This window comes from Rhodococcus sp. RS1C4, assembly GCF_002258225.1.
Taxonomy (GTDB): domain Bacteria; phylum Actinomycetota; class Actinomycetes; order Mycobacteriales; family Mycobacteriaceae; genus Rhodococcoides; species Rhodococcoides fascians_E.
This window is the reverse complement of record NZ_NOXZ01000050.1, coordinates 84,220-101,044: the sequence shown is the minus strand read 5'-3', so window position 1 is coordinate 101,044 and position 16,825 is coordinate 84,220. Positions and strand designations below refer to the sequence as shown.

At 65.8% G+C, this 16,825-nt stretch carries 17 protein-coding genes; 9 read left to right on the top strand and 8 right to left on the bottom strand.

Annotated elements, in window-relative coordinates:
• Positions 1-82 precede the first annotated feature (82 nt).
• Both CH289_RS25555 and CH289_RS25550 read right to left on the bottom strand, forming a co-directional pair.
• On the bottom strand, positions 83-337 hold the full coding sequence (locus tag CH289_RS25555; protein ID WP_026347946.1) for a WhiB family transcriptional regulator: 255 nt from the start codon (positions 335-337) through the stop codon (positions 83-85).
• 332 nt (positions 338-669) lie between these two features.
• Positions 670-1,626: a diacylglycerol/lipid kinase family protein gene (locus tag CH289_RS25550; RefSeq protein WP_019666098.1), complete on the bottom strand. Its 957-nt coding sequence runs from the start codon at positions 1,624-1,626 to the stop codon at positions 670-672.
• Between the two features lie 120 nt (positions 1,627-1,746).
• Here CH289_RS25550 and CH289_RS25545 point away from each other — a divergent pair, with 120 nt between their 5' ends.
• Positions 1,747-2,172: a hypothetical protein gene (locus CH289_RS25545; protein WP_020112108.1), complete on the top strand. Its 426-nt coding sequence runs from the start codon at positions 1,747-1,749 to the stop codon at positions 2,170-2,172.
• On the opposite strand, the gene CH289_RS25540 is transcribed toward CH289_RS25545, so the two are convergent.
• Positions 2,169-2,654 (bottom strand): GNAT family N-acetyltransferase, encoded by a 486-nt coding sequence (locus CH289_RS25540; RefSeq protein ID WP_019666096.1) that lies wholly within the window; start codon positions 2,652-2,654, stop codon positions 2,169-2,171. The genes CH289_RS25545 and CH289_RS25540 overlap by 4 nt on opposite strands.
• On the bottom strand, positions 2,651-3,295 hold the full coding sequence (locus CH289_RS25535; protein ID WP_179275226.1) for an acid phosphatase: 645 nt from the start codon (positions 3,293-3,295) through the stop codon (positions 2,651-2,653). The genes CH289_RS25540 and CH289_RS25535 overlap by 4 nt, the downstream gene beginning before the upstream one ends.
• A gap of 267 nt (positions 3,296-3,562) precedes the next feature.
• Between CH289_RS25535 and CH289_RS25530 the strand changes: the two genes are divergently transcribed.
• Entirely contained in the window at positions 3,563-5,041 is a 1,479-nt protein-coding gene (locus CH289_RS25530; protein ID WP_026347944.1) for a DHA2 family efflux MFS transporter permease subunit, read from the top strand.
• Positions 5,042-5,148: 107 nt separating this feature from the next.
• Positions 5,149-5,943, top strand: a complete 795-nt coding sequence (locus CH289_RS25525) for a ParA family protein (protein WP_020112107.1) — start codon at positions 5,149-5,151, stop codon at positions 5,941-5,943.
• On the opposite strand, the gene CH289_RS25520 is transcribed toward CH289_RS25525, so the two are convergent.
• Together CH289_RS25520 and CH289_RS25515 are read right to left on the bottom strand one after the other, a co-directional pair.
• The gene (locus CH289_RS25520) at positions 5,925-7,193 is read right to left on the bottom strand and encodes an Rv3212 family protein (protein WP_019666091.1); all 1,269 of its coding nucleotides are present in this window, start codon (positions 7,191-7,193) and stop codon (positions 5,925-5,927) included. The two genes, CH289_RS25525 and CH289_RS25520, sit on opposite strands and share 19 nt — an antisense overlap.
• Before the next feature lie 9 nt (positions 7,194-7,202).
• Positions 7,203-8,960 carry a DEAD/DEAH box helicase gene (locus tag CH289_RS25515; RefSeq protein ID WP_196806178.1) on the bottom strand — a complete coding sequence of 586 codons (1,758 nt, stop codon included), beginning with the start codon at positions 8,958-8,960 and terminating at the stop codon, positions 7,203-7,205.
• A 340-nt stretch (positions 8,961-9,300) separates the two neighbouring features.
• Between CH289_RS25515 and CH289_RS25510 the strand changes: the two genes are divergently transcribed.
• On the top strand, positions 9,301-10,107 hold the full coding sequence (locus tag CH289_RS25510) for a ferritin-like fold-containing protein (protein ID WP_020112105.1): 807 nt from the start codon (positions 9,301-9,303) through the stop codon (positions 10,105-10,107).
• Positions 10,108-10,215: 108 nt separating this feature from the next.
• Entirely contained in the window at positions 10,216-10,443 is a 228-nt protein-coding gene (locus CH289_RS25505) for a DUF3107 domain-containing protein (RefSeq protein WP_026347943.1), read from the top strand.
• A 100-nt stretch (positions 10,444-10,543) separates the two neighbouring features.
• Here CH289_RS25505 and CH289_RS25500 read toward each other — a convergent pair whose 3' ends face one another.
• Positions 10,544-11,197: a TetR/AcrR family transcriptional regulator gene (locus CH289_RS25500; RefSeq protein ID WP_019666086.1), complete on the bottom strand. Its 654-nt coding sequence runs from the start codon at positions 11,195-11,197 to the stop codon at positions 10,544-10,546.
• A 244-nt stretch (positions 11,198-11,441) separates the two neighbouring features.
• Between CH289_RS25500 and CH289_RS25495 the strand changes: the two genes are divergently transcribed.
• From CH289_RS25495 to CH289_RS25485, 3 genes are all read left to right on the top strand, one after another.
• The gene (locus CH289_RS25495; RefSeq protein WP_019666085.1) at positions 11,442-12,578 is read left to right on the top strand and encodes a DUF3152 domain-containing protein; all 1,137 of its coding nucleotides are present in this window, start codon (positions 11,442-11,444) and stop codon (positions 12,576-12,578) included.
• Positions 12,579-12,660: 82 nt separating this feature from the next.
• A complete protein-coding gene (moeZ, locus tag CH289_RS25490; RefSeq protein WP_033190542.1) occupies positions 12,661-13,836 on the top strand; it encodes an adenylyltransferase/sulfurtransferase MoeZ in 1,176 nt (391 codons plus the stop codon).
• Positions 13,837-13,882: 46 nt separating this feature from the next.
• On the top strand, positions 13,883-14,737 hold the full coding sequence (locus CH289_RS25485) for a TIGR02569 family protein (RefSeq protein WP_026347942.1): 855 nt from the start codon (positions 13,883-13,885) through the stop codon (positions 14,735-14,737).
• Between the two features lie 18 nt (positions 14,738-14,755).
• Here the strand turns inward: CH289_RS25485 and CH289_RS25480 are convergent, their stop codons facing one another.
• Positions 14,756-15,421, bottom strand: a complete 666-nt coding sequence (locus CH289_RS25480; protein ID WP_020112104.1) for a FadR/GntR family transcriptional regulator — start codon at positions 15,419-15,421, stop codon at positions 14,756-14,758.
• 100 nt (positions 15,422-15,521) lie between these two features.
• Here CH289_RS25480 and CH289_RS25475 point away from each other — a divergent pair, with 100 nt between their 5' ends.
• The gene (locus CH289_RS25475) at positions 15,522-16,769 is read left to right on the top strand and encodes an MFS transporter (RefSeq protein WP_019666081.1); all 1,248 of its coding nucleotides are present in this window, start codon (positions 15,522-15,524) and stop codon (positions 16,767-16,769) included.
• Positions 16,770-16,825: the final 56 nt, after the last annotated feature.

Genomic DNA, 16,825 nt, shown 5'->3' with positions numbered 1-16,825 from the left:
GGGCTCCGTCGTGGAGTCACCGGGTTCTGCTGTGCCCGGGCGAACCGGGGTGAGGGACTGGCCCTCACCGGTTCACCGGGAGTTATACGGAGCTACGAGCCCGCGTACGTGCATTGCGACGCTTCAGCGCGCGACGCTCGTCTTCGCTCATACCGCCCCACACGCCGGCATCCTGGCCGGACTCGAGTGCCCAGGACAGGCACTCAGCGGTGACAGGGCACCGCGTGCAGACGACCTTGGCATCGGCGATCTGCGCGAGTGCCGGGCCACTGTTTCCCACGGGGAAAAATAGTTCCGGATCTTCGTCGCGACAGATTGCCTTGTGGCGCCAGTCCATCCTCTGCTCCTTACCGGGCGCCGCAGCGCCGTGTTGATTGTTGTTACCGCGATCTGTGTCGTTGCGTTTTCGACTGATGTTCACTCGTGCGTATCCAATGTTTCCGCACTGTTGCTTGTGAATGCTTTCACGAACTTAGGGGAAGTCAAGAGATAGCCGCGCGTCCGTGGTCAAGCTCACTCTGTTAGGCTGCCTTAAGCCTCCTGCGCTCCTTTGTACCCGCTCGAGGGGCAATGTGCAGAGGTTTTCCCAGCAAAAACGCTATGACGCTGCCCACGGCGCCCGGTCTGGGTGCGTCGAAAACCGGTTGAAAACTACCCATTCGGGCAGTATCAGGACCTGTTCTCCGCGATGACCTCGAGCGCCGACGGTGTCGAGTGAAATTCGGCCTCGGTGCGCAATCCGAGGAAGTCTCCGTCCATTTGCAACCCGATGGGTTCGCTGGACGTGATCTTGATGCGTGGAACGTCGTCGACTCGAAAGAGCTTGCGTGACTTGGGTTCCGCGCCTGCAGACAGGAGTTGGCGAGATACGTTCAGGCTCGGCAGGACGCGCGTCGTCCGCATCGCGAAGAGTCCGAGTCCGGTGTCGAACGAGGTGCCCGGATTGGTGTGCACCGGACGCTCGTTCAGATAGGTCCACGGACTCGAGTTGGAAACGAAAGCGTAATGCACGCCCGTTACCGGATCGTGATCTGGAATTTCGACGGTGAGTTTCGGATCACGTCGTTTGTTGCGAAAGAAGGCGCTGACGGCGGCGCGAACGTACCGAGTCGCGGAGACGGGTCCGCCGTCCTTTCGGCCCGCGTCGATCGCCTGGCACACGTCGGCGTCGAGACCCAGACCGGCGTTGAACGTGAACCACCTGTTGTCGCAGTGGCCGAGACCGATGGTGCGGCGCGATCGCGCGGCAAGAAGGTCGATCAGCTGATTGGTGGCGGCAACCGGGTCGGCGTGGATTCCGAGTGAGCGTGCGAAGACGTTGGCGCTTCCGCCGGGGACCACGGCCAGAGCCGGGATGGGACCGATCGTGACGGCGCGCATCGATGTGGGCAGTGGGACCCCGAGCAGCCCGTTGATCACCTCGTTTACGGTGCCGTCTCCACCGTGGACGATGACCAGACCGACACCGTCCTCGCGGGCCTGGCGTGCCAGTTCCGCAGCATGATCGCGGTGGGTCGTGTGTGCCGTGGTGACGCGCACCCGACTCGACAGCGCGTGGGCCAGAAGGTCGCGGGCCGCCGGCGTGGTCGACGTTGCATTCGGGTTCACGATCAGCAGCGCGCGCACGGGGCGTCAGCCTATCCGGTTCTCGGCGTCGGTCCGGTATCGGTGTCGCGCCGGTATCGGTCACGGGGTGCCGTCGGGACAGAACCCTGTCGGGCAGGATCGGTGTTCTAGGCTTTACCGGTGTCCACGCCATCCCTGCCCTCGGTGCCTCCACCTGCGTTCAGGGCCGCAGGAGTTCTCGTCGCGGTGGAAGGAGCGGTTGCCCTCGTCGCAGCGGTGGTCCTTCTCGTTCGCGCGATGAACGGCGTGGAGGACCAGGTTGCGAACGGGTACGGAACGGCTGGTTGGTTCGCGGTGATCGGCGTTGCCGTCGGTACGGCGGGAGTCGCTCTCATTCTGGGTCAGCGGTGGGGACGGGCAATCGCCCTCGTCGTTCAACTGTTGCTGTTGCCGGTCGTGTGGTCCTTGCTGACCGATTCTCACCAGCCCCTGTACGGTGTGCTGCTCGGTGCGGGCGCTCTGGCGATACTCGCGCTGCTGTTCAGCCCGCCGTCGTCGAGGTGGATGGCAGCGCAGTACGTCGATGCCGACGACGAGACGCTCTAGCTGCGGGCGGATGCGCGCGCTGCGAGTGCCCTGAGTGGTTCGCCTCCGAGGCGGAACGCTGTCCATTCGCTCTGTGCCACCGCTCCGAGAGATTCGTAGAAGCCGATCGACGGCGTGTTCCAATCCAGCACAGACCAGCCGAGTCTGGTGTACCCGTGCGTCACGCACTCGGCAGCGAGTGCAGCGAGCAGGTCGGATCCGATTCCCGACCCCCTGAGCTCCGGCTGCACGTACAGGTCTTCGAGGTAGATGCCGTTCACGCCGTCCCACGTCGAGAAACTGAGGAACCACATCGCGAACCCGACGACCTGACCGTCGACGTCCGCGACGTGTGCGAACACCGACGGATCGGCACCGAACAGGGCCGAGCGGATCTGATCCGGACGCACGGTGCACTGCTCCCGCAGCTTCTCGTACTCCGCCAGTTCGTGGATCAGGCCGGTGATGGCGTCGACGTCTCGGTCGGTGGCCCGCCGAATCACGATGCAACTCCGGTCCGAACCGACGGATGGATGTTGTGCACCACGACCTGCCGGAACGAGTGCTCGAACCCGAGGACCGAATACGCGGCAGGGGAGAGGGCGAACCTCTTGCCCTCGGAGACCGGCAGTTCCAGCCAGCGAGTCAGCAGAGCCCTCGAGAAATGTCCGTGTCCGACGAGGACCACGTCGCGTTCGCCCAGGGCCGGAAGAATCACCGACAGCACCAGGTCCGCGCGTGCGCCGACCTGCTCGACGGACTCGCCACCCGGACACGGATGGGTCCACACGGTCCAGTGCGGCACCGTCCGTTGGATCTCGGCGGAGGTCTTTCCTTCGTAGTCTCCGTAGTCCCACTCGGACAGTGCGTCCCACTCCCGTTCGACGGTCAGCCCCGCGAGCTGCGCGGTCCGCAGCGCCCGTGTTCGTGGACTGCTGACGATCAACGGGTCACGCAGGCCGAGCTCGCCGACGAGTTCGCCTGCCGCGGCCGCTTGGCGTTCTCCGACGTCGGTCAGTGGAACGTCCGTCGTGCCGGTGTGCCGTCCCGAGGTGGCCCATTCGGTCTGGCCGTGGCGCAACAGAACTACACGTCCGGAAGCAGTAGTCCCGGAATCAGGGGTCGAGGTGGGGGTGGCGCTCATGGAAGCAATGATGCCGTGTCGGGTGTCACAGGCCTGCAGGTGGTTACCCGTACAAAACGGATTGAGTCGGACGGGCCGTCGGTGGATACTGTTCCGGTCGCGCGACGCACTCGGTTGCTCGCGCATGGGGGCTGCCCGGGGATGCATCGAACTTCTCGGGGACGGATGGTCCACCGACGGAACGGACACACCGCGCACGTTGTCGTGCGTGTTCAGGCAGATGGTGGGCAGTGTTCCTGCTCACCGAGACACGAAGGACGATCGACCATGACGCAGCCAGGGGTAAGTCCGAATCCGGTGAAGCCGGACAAGCTCGACTCCGCCGTCCTCAAGATCGCGGGTGTCGTCGTTCTCGGCGCCATCATGTCCATTCTCGACGTCACCGTGGTGAGCGTCGCGCTTCCCACGTTCATGGACGTGTTCGACGCGACGTACGCGACTGTCGCCTGGACGATGACGGGATACACGCTGGCGCTGGCGACGGTGATTCCGCTGACCGGCTGGGCGGCGGACAGGTTCGGTACCAAGCGCCTGTACATCACCGCTCTCGTGCTGTTCGTGCTCGGCTCGGTGCTCTGCAGCTTCGCGTGGGACATCACCACGCTCATCGCTTTCCGTGTGCTTCAGGGACTGGGCGGCGGCATGCTGATGCCGCTCGGCATGACGATCATGACCAGGGCCGCAGGTCCCGAGCGGATCGGTCGTGTCATGGCCGTGCTGGGCGTGCCGATGCTTCTCGGACCCATCAGCGGCCCGATCCTCGGCGGATGGCTGCTGGAGGCTGCGAGCTGGCACTGGATCTTCCTGATCAACGTTCCGATCGGCGCGGTCGCGCTGATCGCAGCAATCGTCATCTTCCCGAAGGACGATCCGACGCCGTCGGAATCGTTCGACTTCGTCGGCATGCTGATGCTCTCTCCCGGCCTCGCACTGTTCCTGTTCGGAGTGTCCTCGATTCCCGAGACCGAGACGGTGTGGGCTGTTCGCGTGCTGGTGCCGGCGATCGTCGGTTTCGTGTTGATCGTCCTGTTCGTCTTCCATGCCCTTCGCACCGAGCATCCGTTGATCGACCTCAGGTTGTTCGCCAACCGGGCGCTCACCGTGGCGGTCCTGACGACCGTCCTGTTCATGGTTGCGTTCATGGGCGCGGGTCTGCTGTTCCCGAGCTACTTCCTGCAGATCCGCGGGGAGACGACTCTGGCTGCAGGTCTGTTGCTGGCGCCCCAGGGAATCGGCGCGATGTTGACGATGCCCATCGCGGGCACCCTCGCGGACCGCATGGGCCCCGGCAAGATCGTGCTCGCGGGCATGGTGTTCATCACCGCGGGCATGGCTGTCTTCACACAGGTCGGTGCCGACACCTCGTACGTGATTCTGCTCGGTGCGCTGTTCGTCATGGGCATGGGTCTCGGTGCGACGATGATGCCGATCATGACCGCTGCTCTGCAGACGCTCACCGATCACAACGTCGCGCGAGGATCGACGTTGATGAACATCGTGCAGCAGACGGCGGGCTCGATCGGTACGGCGGTCATGTCCGTGGTGCTGACCAATCAGTTGAAGGACGTCGCGAAGGCGACGTCTCCGGTCGAGGCTCTCGACATCTCGGCGGGAGCGTTCGGCTCCACGTTCATGGTCGCGCTCGTGCTCATCGTGCTGACCTTCGTGCCGGCGTTCTTCCTGCCCCGGAAGAAGATCACTCCGGCAGAGGGTGCGGACAGCGCCAAACCGGTTATGCTGCACTGATTTCGGTGACGGGCGCGTCGGACCGGGACTGTTCCTGGCCCCTTCCCGACGCGCCCACGACCCGCTCGCTCTGGCCGATCGCCCCGATGTAGGCAAGGATCGGGGGCGTGACGACAGTACTGGCGGTAGCGAATCAAAAGGGCGGCGTCGCGAAAACCACCACGGTGGCTTCACTTGCGGCGGCGCTTCATGCACTGGACCGGCGGGTTCTGGTGGTCGATCTCGACCCGCAGGGGTGCCTGACGTTCTCCCTCGGGCACAACCCGGACAAACTCGAGACGTCCGTGCACGAGGTCCTGACGGGGGATACCCCGGTGGCCGAGGCGCTGCTCGAGACCGACGAGGGTATCGACCTGCTTCCGGCAACGATCGATCTCGCGGGCGCCGAGGCACTGTTGCTCATGCGTGCGGGCCGTGAATACGCGCTGAAGCGAGCGCTGGCGCCGATTCTCGACGACTACGACGTCGTGATCATCGACTGTCCGCCGTCGTTGGGTGTGTTGACACTCAACGGGTTGACGGCCGCCCGGTCGGTACTGGTGCCGCTGCAATGCGAAACACTTGCTCACCGCGGCGTCGGGCAGCTGCTGCGGACGGTCTCGGAAGTTCAACAGATCACCAATTCCGAACTGTCGCTCCTCGGCGCGCTCCCCACGTTGTTCGACGCACGCACCACGCACAGCCGCGACGTTCTCGGTGATGTCTCCGACCGCTACTCCCTTCCGGTTCTCGATCCGCCCATTCCTCGGACGGTGCGTTTCGCGGAGGCGTCGGCGTCGGGGGCGACGGTGTTGTCGGGTCGAAAGAGCAAGGGTGCGCAGGCGTATCGAGACCTGGCGGGGAACCTGTTGGAGCACTGGGAGAACGGATCCCCGCTCCGCACCTATTCGCCCGAGGACTGACCCTCCGTGCCGGAGAGTGCAACCAGGTCGGTACCGCGTTGTTCGATGAGTACGTCGCCGACGACGGCGAGTCCGACCGGGCCGGAGTAGTCACCGCGGTCGACCGGGATCGTTCGTTCGGCGGTACCCGTCGACGGATCGATGACCGCTGTGCCGTCCTGGACCGGCAACAGCAGGCGTCCGGCCATCAGTGTGCCGGGGCCGAGCGCGCCGGGCACGGTCCACTGCGGTGACAGATCGCTCAGATCCAGTGCGACAGTGCTGGATCCGGTCCACCAGCTGAAGACGTTCGCGGCCTTGACGACCGTCGGATACAGATCGGCCGGTACCTCGGGCACCGTCCCGTCCGGAAGATCGAATTCGGTGAGAGGCTGAGCATTGCCGTCGAACAAGGCGACCTTCGCTGGTTCACCGGAATGCGGTGGGATCGACAACGCCACCCGATCCCCCGAGGCGATGAGGACGCGCGCTCCCTCCACTGGGCCGTCGGCGCTGGTCAACGACGCGACGACGCTGGAGCCGTACTCCTGAGGTTCGGTGGCGTCCTTCGGTGCCGGGTTCATGGTGGTCAGCCGTGCACCAGATTCCTCGGGGCACTGCTCGAGTACCGCTACGCGGGAACTGTTCGACGCGGTGGACAGCAGGGTGCAGCCGGTGCGAGGTTGGGTGCCGGGGTTCTGCGGGGCGTCGACCCGTCCGTACTCGAGGGTCCGTACGAGGTCCGACCGCCAGAGTTCCATGCGCGTGTCACCCAGGGATGTGACGTAGGTTCCGTCGTCGCTGAGACGGACTTCGGAATCTGCGTCGCTGGATCGCTGAGCTTTGCGTGATCCCGTCGCCCCGTCCAGTTCGGTGACCTGTGCGCATCCGCGGTCGTCGGCGAACACGGCGACGGCGGTGTTCCATGCACTTGTCACTGCGCAGAGCGGAACGTCCCTGCGGTAGCTCCACGCTGTCTCACCGGTGGACGGATCCAGACCGTCCACTCCGCCGTCGTCACCGCTCACCACGGCGCTGCCGGTGACCACCGGTGTCGACGTGAGCGGGCTCTGCGCTCGCCACACTTCGGTCAACGACGCGGGCACGGTGAGTGCGGTGGTGGCCTGCGGCAGTGGAGTGGGCGCGGTCTCGGACGTCGTGCCGTGTGCGTCGCTTCGGAACCAGATGACCCCGGCAGCGAGCACCGCGACAACCAGAATGGTTGCCGCGGCGACGAGATCCGAGCGTCGACGACGTTCGGGTGCAAGCACAGAAGAAGGCTACTCGGCTGCCGGTGCTGACGCGGGCGACGACTCGGGGGTGGAGCTCGGCTGTCCGGACGAGGCGGGCGAGCGGCGGCGGCGACGCCGACGCTTGGGTGCTGCGCCGTCACCGGACGGGGCGTCACCGCTGGTGCCCGACTCGGTCGGGGCGCTGTCCGAGGACGTATCCCCGCCTGCGGCTGTGCCGTTGGTTGCAGCTGCGGCTGTGCCGTTGGTTGTAGCTGCATCGGCCTTGCCGCCGCGGGTGCGACGGCGGGCGCGGGTTCGGCGTGGCCGAGAAGGTTCGGCTGCTGCATCCGAATCGACGGCACTGTCGACGCTGTCGGTGACTTCGCCGTTGTCGCCCGTGTGCGCGCGTTCGGTCCGCTCCGGCGCCTTCTTGATCGAGCCGGTCACGCCGTCGGGGATGCCCAGTTCCTCGAAGAGGTGCGGTGAGCTCGAGTAGGTCTCGACCGGGTCCGGGATTCCGAGGTTCAGCGCTTTGTCGATCAGCTGCCAGCGAGGGATGTCGTCCCAGTCGACGAGGGTCACGGCGATGCCGGTGCGGCCTGCGCGGCCGGTGCGGCCGATGCGGTGGACGTAGGTCTTCTCGTCCTCCGGGCACTGGTAGTTGATGACGTGAGTGACGTCGTCGATGTCGATGCCTCGCGCTGCCACATCGGTCGCGACCAGGACGTCGATGCCGCCTGTCCGGAACTTCTTCAGTGCCTTCTCGCGCTGGATCTGTCCGAGGTCACCGTGCACGGCACCCACGGCGAACCCGCGTTCGAGGAGTTCCTCGGAGACCTTCTGCGCGGTGCGCTTGGTGCGGGTGAAGATCATGGTCGCTCCGCGGCCTTCTGCCTGGAGGACCTTGGACACCATCTCGACCTTGTCGAGAGCGTGCGCGCGGTAGATGTGCTGCGCGGTGCGATCGTGCACGGCGGAGGACTCTGCTTCCTCGGCACGGATGTGCGTGGGCTGCGTCAGGAACGTGCGTGCGAGCGTGATGATCGGTCCGGGCATGGTGGCCGAGAACAGCATCGTCTGGCGACCACGCGCGGAGCCTCCGGCCGAGGGACCGCGAGTGGAGCCTGCGGAATGAGCCGAGGGACCGCTGGGCACCATGCCGAGGATGCGCTCGATGTCGGGGAGGAATCCGAGGTCGAGCATCTCGTCGGCCTCGTCGAGAACGAGTACGCCGATCTTGCCGAGGATGAGGTGGCCCTGTTTGGCGAGATCGAGGAGACGACCGGGGGTGCCGACGACGACGTCGACGCCCTTCTGCAGCTGTGCGATCTGGGCCTCGTAGGGACGCCCGCCGTAGATGGACAGGATCTCGACGGACTTGCCGCCGGACTTCAGGAACTTGGACGCATTGGTCAGATCCGAGGTCACCTGAACACACAGTTCGCGGGTGGGGACGATGACGAGCGCGCGGGGTGTGCCGTCGAGTGCCGCGGTGCCGGAGTCGGTCGTGGCTATGCGGTGCAGGAGCGGTACGCCGAAGCCGTACGTCTTGCCCATTCCGGTCCTGGCCTGACCGATGAGGTCGTCGCCGGCGAGGGCGAGGGGGAGGGTCAACTCCTGGATGGCGAAGGTCCGCTCGATGCCGATGGCCGTCAGGGACTTGACGATGTCCTCGCGAACACCGAGTTCCGCGAAGGTCGGGGGTACGTGTGTGTCGTCGAGCTGGGCGGACAAGGTGGTGTCGCCGGTGTCGGATTCTTGGTCGATAACGATCTTGCTCAGGGGTCTGGCCTTCCTCGTGTTCACACGTACGCACAAGGAAGGGCACAGGCCTATTGCCGGCCGAAGTCGATGCCCTCGATCCTGGTCTGTGATTTCGCCTCGAGCCTCAGCCGTGTCGGTGGAACGTAGTGGTACTCGACAGGCGGCGAAGCAGTCGTAGCGACCCGGATCAGGTGCGCACACATTGTCGGTGTGGTTCGACGCGTGGAAAATCGGTCCGTGTCATCGGTCCGGGCGTCGATCCGTGCACCATGGTAGCTTGCCGACCGCCCAAAACCCGTATTCCGAGCTTTGCGGGACGTGAGAGGCATCGCGTTTCGGTGACAGCGCGCACGTGCGTCGGGCGCGACTACGATCGATTCTCATGGGAGCCCACTCGCCTGAATCGTTCGCCGCCGACGCCCTACCGACCACCCCGGAAGCCCTTCCCGACGCCACGGAAGCCCTTCCCGATGCCACGGAAGCCCTTCCCGATGCCACGGAAGCCCTTCCCGATGCCACGGAAACCTCCGATGCGCAGCCGCGGATTCCGTTCGATCATCCGGGAGTGTCCGAGCTGTACGCGGTGCTCGCGTACGGGGAGATCTCGGCGTTCTACCGCCTGGCCGAGGACGCGCGGTCGGCCCCGTCGATGCAGGGGCGGGTGGCGTTGGCGAGTATGGCGGCGGCCGAGATGAACCACTTCGAGACCCTCGTGTCCGCGTTGTCGGATCGCGGTCTCGACGTGTACTCCGCGATGGATCCTTTCGTGCGTGCGTTGGACGATTACCATGCGTCGACCAACCCGTCGACGTGGCTCGAGGTGTTGGTCAAGGCTTACGTGGGCGACGGGTTGGCCGCTGATTTCTACCGCGAGATCGCGCACACTCTCGATCCGGCCGTCGCGGCGACGGTACGAGAGGTGCTTGCCGAGACGGGTCACTCGGAGTTCGTCGTGCACGAGGTGTCCACCCGGGTGTCCGCCAGCTCGCAGGACAAGGCGCGGTTGATGTTGTGGGGGCGCAGACTGCTCGGTGAGGCGATCACGCAGGCGCAGTACGTGCTCGCGCAACGCGAGAGTCTGACCGATCTGGTGATCACGGCATCGGGTGACCTGAACGGTGTCGCCGCTCTGTTCGATCGGATGCAGGAGCAGCACGCGGAGCGCATGCGGGTGCTCGGCCTGGTCTGAGACCACGGTGTTCGCTGACAGCACACCGTCGGACGTCACCGCCGCCGCGTGGCTGCACTAGCCTGGTCGAAGCAGCTGAAGTTTCTCTACTGAGTTCGGAGGTTGGCCGTGGAGGTCAAGATCGGTGTGTCGGAAAGCTCTCGCGAGCTCGTCGTGAACAGCGCCCAGTCGCCCGAGGAGGTCGAGGCGCTCGTTGCCGAGGCACTCGCCGGCAAGAAGGACGTGCTGTCGCTGGTGGACGAGAAGGGGCGTAAGTACCTCGTCCAGTCGGCGCGAGTCGCGTACGTGGAGATCGGTCCGGCCGACGCCCGCAAGGTCGGTTTCGCCACGGTGTAAGTGCACGGAATGCACACGAGAAGAGGGGCCGCGCAGTCGATGCGCGGCCCCTCTTCCGGTGTCCGGGTAGGAAGTGTGCGAGTGCGGCAGTGCCGATGTTCTAAGGAGCTTGGAGCGGCACGTGGGACAGGCCACCCCATGCCAGCGACACGGTGGTGTCGACGGCGTCTTCCTTGGAGATCGGGCGGTCCGCTTCCAGCCAGTAGCGTGCCGTGAACTGACTTGCTCCGACGAGCCCGACAGCGAGCACGCGGGCGCGGTACGGGTCGAGGCCGGAATCGTGTGCAACGAGGTCGAACACCGCGTCGACGCACGCTTCGGTCGCCTGCTCCACCCGGGCGTTGACCTGAGGGTCGCCCATCAGATCTGACTCGAACACGAGCCGGAATCCCTGGGTGTCGGTGTCGACGAAGTCGTAGAACGCGAGTACGGCAGCTCGGACGCGCTTGCGGTTGTCGGTCGTCGAACGAAGGGCCTGACGCACGCCGGCGATCAGGGTGTCGACGTAGCTCTGCAGCACCGCCAGGTAGAGCTCGAGCTTGCCGGGGAAGTGCTGGTAGAGCACCGGCTTGCTGACGCCGGCGCACTCGGCGATCTCGTCCATTCCCGACGCGTGATATCCGCGACTGACGAACACTTCGCTCGCAGCCGCGAGGAGTTGCGCGCGGCGTGCGTCGCGAGGCAACCGTGCGCTGCGCCGGTTCGCCTGTGAGGTCGAACGGTCCGAGGACATTCGATCCGCCAGTTCTGTCATGTAAGAAGTTCCCATCCGCATCGTCACCGCGCCGAAGGGGTGTCCGTAGCGCAGGTCGTGGAGCAACGATACCCGCAGCGCGCCGCATCGTCGGGACGGCGGTGCGCCAGTCGCAGTGACGAATACCAGAGAAACGGCGCTCTCACCCCGTTTCGCGTGCACTACGGCGGTGTGGGGATTGTTCTGAAGTACAAACATCGGCGCGGCGAACGGCGTATGCCGGCGACTGTGAGATTCTGGCGAGGTGAGTGACCGAGGTGGGCCGCGACGCAGCGGGAGGGCGTGGGCCGACGACGAGTACGACGACCAGCGTCCGGCCTCTGCCGCACGGCGCGTCGAGCGGCGTCACCCGGTCGAGGGCCGGAGCCGGGACGGGGACTTTTCCCGTGGTGTCGGCGGCCGGGGTTCTCACCAACCTCTGCGGGCTCAGTGGGATCCGACGGCGCGTGACGAGTCGGCTCGCACTCGGGCGCCGCGACCGCCTCGGCAGGCGAAGAAGCAATCCAAGCTGGGCAAGTTCACGTCGGTGTACGGGTGGCGCGCCTATGCGGTTCCGGTTCTGCTGGTGGTGACGTCGTTGGTGGTTTTCGATGCGGTGCGTACCGGTGAGCCGACGACGACGGCGTCGTCGGGTATCGATCAACCGGCTGATCCGGGTTTCGGTGCCCTCAGCCCGAGTGGGGATTCGACGGGTGTGATCGGTGTTCCGCCTGCTGCGGACGGCAACTTCGCGGATTCCGTTCCCTCCGGTGAGCTGCCCGACGGAGGTTCGTTCACGGTCCAGGGTGCGGGGACGTGGCATGTCGTGCAGGGCTCGACCGGTCAGGTGGGCCAGGGGAGCGAACGGGTGTTCACCTACACGGTCGAGGTCGAGGACGGTGTCGACACGGCCGGTTTCGGCGGCGAGGAGTCGTTCGGCCGACTCGTCGATCAGACGTTGGGCAATCCGAAGAGCTGGACCAACGATCAACGCTTCGCTTTTCGACGGATCGATCAGGGTGAACCGGATTTCCGCATCTCGCTGACGTCTCAGATGAGCATTCGGCAGGCCTGCGGGTACGACATTCAACTCGAAGTGTCCTGCTACAACCCCGGTATCGGCCGCGTCGTGCTCAACGAGCCGCGCTGGGTTCGGGGGGCCATCGCGTTCCAGGGTGACATCGGTTCGTACCGGCAGTACCAGATCAACCACGAAGTCGGGCACGCCATCGGATACCAGCAACATCAGCCGTGCGAAACCGACGGTGGCTTGGCGCCGGTGATGATGCAGCAGACGTTCGGAACAGCCAACGACGACATCGCCCGGCTCGATCCGGAGGGCGTGGTTCCGATGGACGGAAAGACGTGCCGATTCAATCCCTGGCCGTATCCGCGAGGCTGATGTCGGCGAGTAGCGTGGCCTGAAGTCCGCCGCCGTGGCACGGGGCCACGGTCGGCGGTGCCCGCGAGGAGAAAGCAAGTCGATGAGCGTGTTGCCGCCCCTGGTGGAACCGTCGGGCCCGTTGTCCTACGACGAGGTCGCCCGCTACAGCCGCCACCTGATCATTCCCGATGTCGGCACTGTCGGTCAGCGACGTCTGCGCGCCGCGCGTGTGCTCGTCATCGGCGCCGGGGGCCTCGGCTCGCCTGCTCTGCTGTACCTGGCCGCAGCCGGGGTGGGCACGCTGGGAATCGTGGAATTCGACGACGTCGAGTTGTCCAACCTCCAGCGTCAGGTCATTCACGGGGCGTCCGATGTGGGGCGGCCCAAGGCCGTCAGTGCGCGTGAGTCCATTCTCGAGCTCAACGACGGCGTCGACGTGCGGCTGCACCAGATTCGGCTGGACAACAGCAACGCGGTGGACCTGTTCCGGCAGTACGACCTGATTCTGGACGGCACCGACAATTTCGCGACTCGGTATCTGGTCAACGACGCTGCGATCCTGGCGGGCAAGCCGTACGTGTGGGGGTCGATCTACCGGTTCCAGGGCCAGGTATCGGTGTTCTGGGAGGACGCCCCCGGTGGTCTCGGGCTGAACTACCGCGACCTCTACCCGGAGGCGCCGCCGCCGGGACTGGTGCCGTCGTGCGCCGAAGGCGGTGTGCTCGGTGTGCTGTGCGCGTCCGTCGGTTCCATCATGGTCACCGAGGCGATCAAACTGATCACCGGAATCGGTGAGACCTTGCTGGGGCGGCTCATGATCTACGACGCGTTGTCGATGAGTTACCGAACCCTGCGCGTCCAGCGGGACCCGGATCGGCGTCCGGTCACCGAGCTGATCGACTACGACGAATTCTGCGGTGTGGTCACCGACGAGGCAGCCGATGCCGCCGAATCGTCGTCGATCACCCCCGCGGAACTCGCGGCGTTGTTGAAGGGGCCCGACGAGATCGCGCTGATCGACGTGCGTGAGCCGGTGGAGTGGGACATCGTCAGGATCGACGGCGCGACGCTCGTTCCGAAGGGTCGATTCCTGTCCGGTGAAGCGATGGCGGAGCTTCCGCAGAATCGCCGAATCGTTCTGCACTGCAAAACCGGAATTCGGTCGGCGGAGGTGTTGGCAGTGCTGAAGAAGGCCGGTTTCGCCGACGCTGTTCACCTGCACGGTGGCATCGTCGCGTGGGCTCGGCAGATCGATCCGTCTCTTCCGGTGTACTAGCGCGCCTTCCTCCCTGTCGGAAGCGGCCCACGGTAGCGTGACGAACGTGAGCTCAGTGGAACCCCCTCAGCACGTGATCTCCACGTTCGGGCTGCGCGACGTGCCTCCCGTGCCTCTCGGTGCGGATTGGGACGGTGGATGGAGGCTCGGCGACGTCGTGCTGTCCCCGGTCGCCGACCACGCGCGAGCCGCGTGGTCCGCGAAGGTGCGCGAGACCTTGGCCGTGGACGGTCTGCGTTTGGCGCGCCCGGTGCGGTCGACGGACGGCCGCTACGTCGTGAGTAGTTGGCGCGCGGACACGTTCATCGTCGGCTCGCCGGAACCGCGGCACGACGAGGTCGTCTCCCTGTCGGTGAGGCTGCATGCCGCGACTGCCGGCTTGGAACGACCGCGCTTTCTGGTGCAGCCGCCCGTCGCGCCGTGGTCCGATGCGGACGTCTTCACCGCCGCGGACCGTGCAGCGTGGGAGGCGACGCCGCTGCGTGTGGCTCGTGCGGCCGGGGCGCCGGAGGTCACCTCGGTGGACGGCAAGCAGAGCCTGGAATTGATCAAGCAGCTTGCGAGCCTCCGCAAGCCGGTGGGTGTCGGTGATCAGTTGGTGCACGGTGACCTGTTCGGGACCGTGTTGTTCGACGGAAGCGAGGCGCCGGGTATCACCGACATCGCGCCGTACTGGAGGCCGGCCTCCTGGGCAGCCGCGGTGACGGTCGTCGACGCGATCTCGTGGGGCGGAGCCGACGACGCGTTGATCGGGCGTTGGGAAGATCTCCCGGAGTGGCCGCAGATGTTGTTGCGCGCGTTGATCTTTCGATTTTCCGTTCATGCGCTCCACCCGCGTTCGACCCCGGAGGCATTCCCCGGTCTCGCGCGCACCGCGGACCTGGTGAGGCTGCTGCTCTGAGCGACGAGGGCTCGGGAGTCAGTGTTCCGGCGCCTCGAGTTCGTCGAAGAACCTCAGTGATGCCGTGCGAGCGCCTTCGGCGTCGCCGCGGACGATGGCGTCGACCAGTGCCGAGTGCTCGTCGTCGTATCCGTTGTCGTGGTCCGCGACGTGGTGGTGCATCGTCTGGACGATGATCGGCATCAGCGAGTCGTAGAACTCGAGGTAGATGGCATTGTGACTGGCCGCGACGATGGCGCGGTGGAATTTGGCATCGACCGCGATCGCGGTATCGGTGCCGTCGTGCGCCCACGCCGAGTGCCTGTCGGCGAGCGCCGCGGTCAACGCGACGACGTCGGCAGCGTCGCGGCGTTCGGCCGCCAGCATCGCCGCGGTCACTTCGAGGGTGCGTCGCAGCTCGGTGACGTCGCGATCCTGCGCGTCGGCGAAGTACTTGCCGAGCGTTCCGCCCAGGTCCGAGGTCGCCAGCACGAATGTGCCCGACCCTTGACGGCGTTCGACCATTCCTGCGTGCACGAGGGCCTGCACTGCCTCGCGGACGGTGTTGCGGCCGGTGCCGGTCAGTTCACAGAGCTCGGCTTCGGTGGGGATTCGGGTGCCGACGGGCCAGCGTTCGGCCACGATCTCGGCCCGCAGTTGCGCTGTCACCTGCGAGATCAGGCTGGACCGTTGAACCTGCTGCACCCGTGCTCTCCCCGTCGTCGTTCGATGTTGTCGGCTTGTCGTTCGGCGGCCAGTTTAACTTCTTTGCGTCTGGTGATCCGGTCATCCTATGATTTCTGCCGTGAGTACTACCGCAACGACCGAGACCGGGGCAGGCGCCGAGGCGCAGAACCTTCTGCGCGGGCGCGTCCTTGTATTCGCCGCCATCATCGTCTCCGCGTTGACGCTCCGCGCCGCAGTGACGTCCATCAGCCCGTTGTTCGGCCGTATCGGAACCGACCTGCAGTTCGGGTCGTCCGTCGTGGGACTCATCGGCATGCTTCCTCCGGCGATGTTCGCCGTCTTCGGACTGTTGACGCCCGTCCTGGTCAAGCGAACCGGTATGGAACGCGCTGCTCTTCTCGCGATGGCGTTGACGACGGTCGGCATGGCCACGAGGGCCTTCGCTCCGGGCACCGCGTCGCTCATTCTCCTGTCCGCGGTGGCTCTCGCCGGAATGGGAATCGGCAACGTCGTCATCCCACCTCTGGTGAAGCGGTACTTCTCCGACCGACTCGCCATCGTGAGCACCATGTACATCTGCGCACTGCAGGTCAGCACCATGGTCCCGCCGTTGCTGGCGGTGCCGGTCGCCGACGCGCACGGGTGGCGACTGTCCATCGGAATCTGGGCGTTCGTGGGCCTGGCCGCGGCCCTGCCCTGGCTGGGCGTGGTGATGTCGCGTCGCGGCCACGACGTCGCGGACACGACCGGCGAGGGCGGCACGTCCGCTGTGCACGAGAAGCCGCAGGGTCGTATCTGGCGGTCGTCGCTGGCCTGGGGGATGGTCGGCATGTTCGCGATGACGTCGTTCATCACCTACGCGATGCTCACGTGGCTGCCGACCGTGCTCACCGACGCAGGCATCGGGGAGGCCGCAGCAGGGGCGTCGGTGGCCGCGTTCGGTGGAATGGGTCTGATCGCGTCACTGGCCGCACCGTCGCTGTGCGCTCGGCTGCGCAACCCGTACGGCCTCGTCGTCGCCGCCGCTGTCTTCTACCTGGTGGGATTCGCCGGCCTGCATTTCACCCCGACCAGTGGAACGGTGGTGTGGGTCTGCCTCGTCGGGCTCGGCACCATGACGTTCCCGATGTCGTTGACGCTCATCAACCTTCGGACACGGACTCCGGCGGGATCATCCGGCCTGTCCGGGTTCACGCAGGGATTGGGCTACGTGGTCTCGGCGACGGGTCCGCTGTCTTTCGGTTTCCTGCACACGCTCTCCGGGGGCTGGGGCGTCCCGATCCTGGTTCTCACCGGTTGCGTCGCAGTTCTGCTTGTCGCGGGATACCAGTGCTGCAGGCCCCGCATGCTCGAAGACACGTGGTGAGGCGCAGGCTCGACGACATTCATGCGCGGAGAAGATCGACCTTCGGCGACCATGTC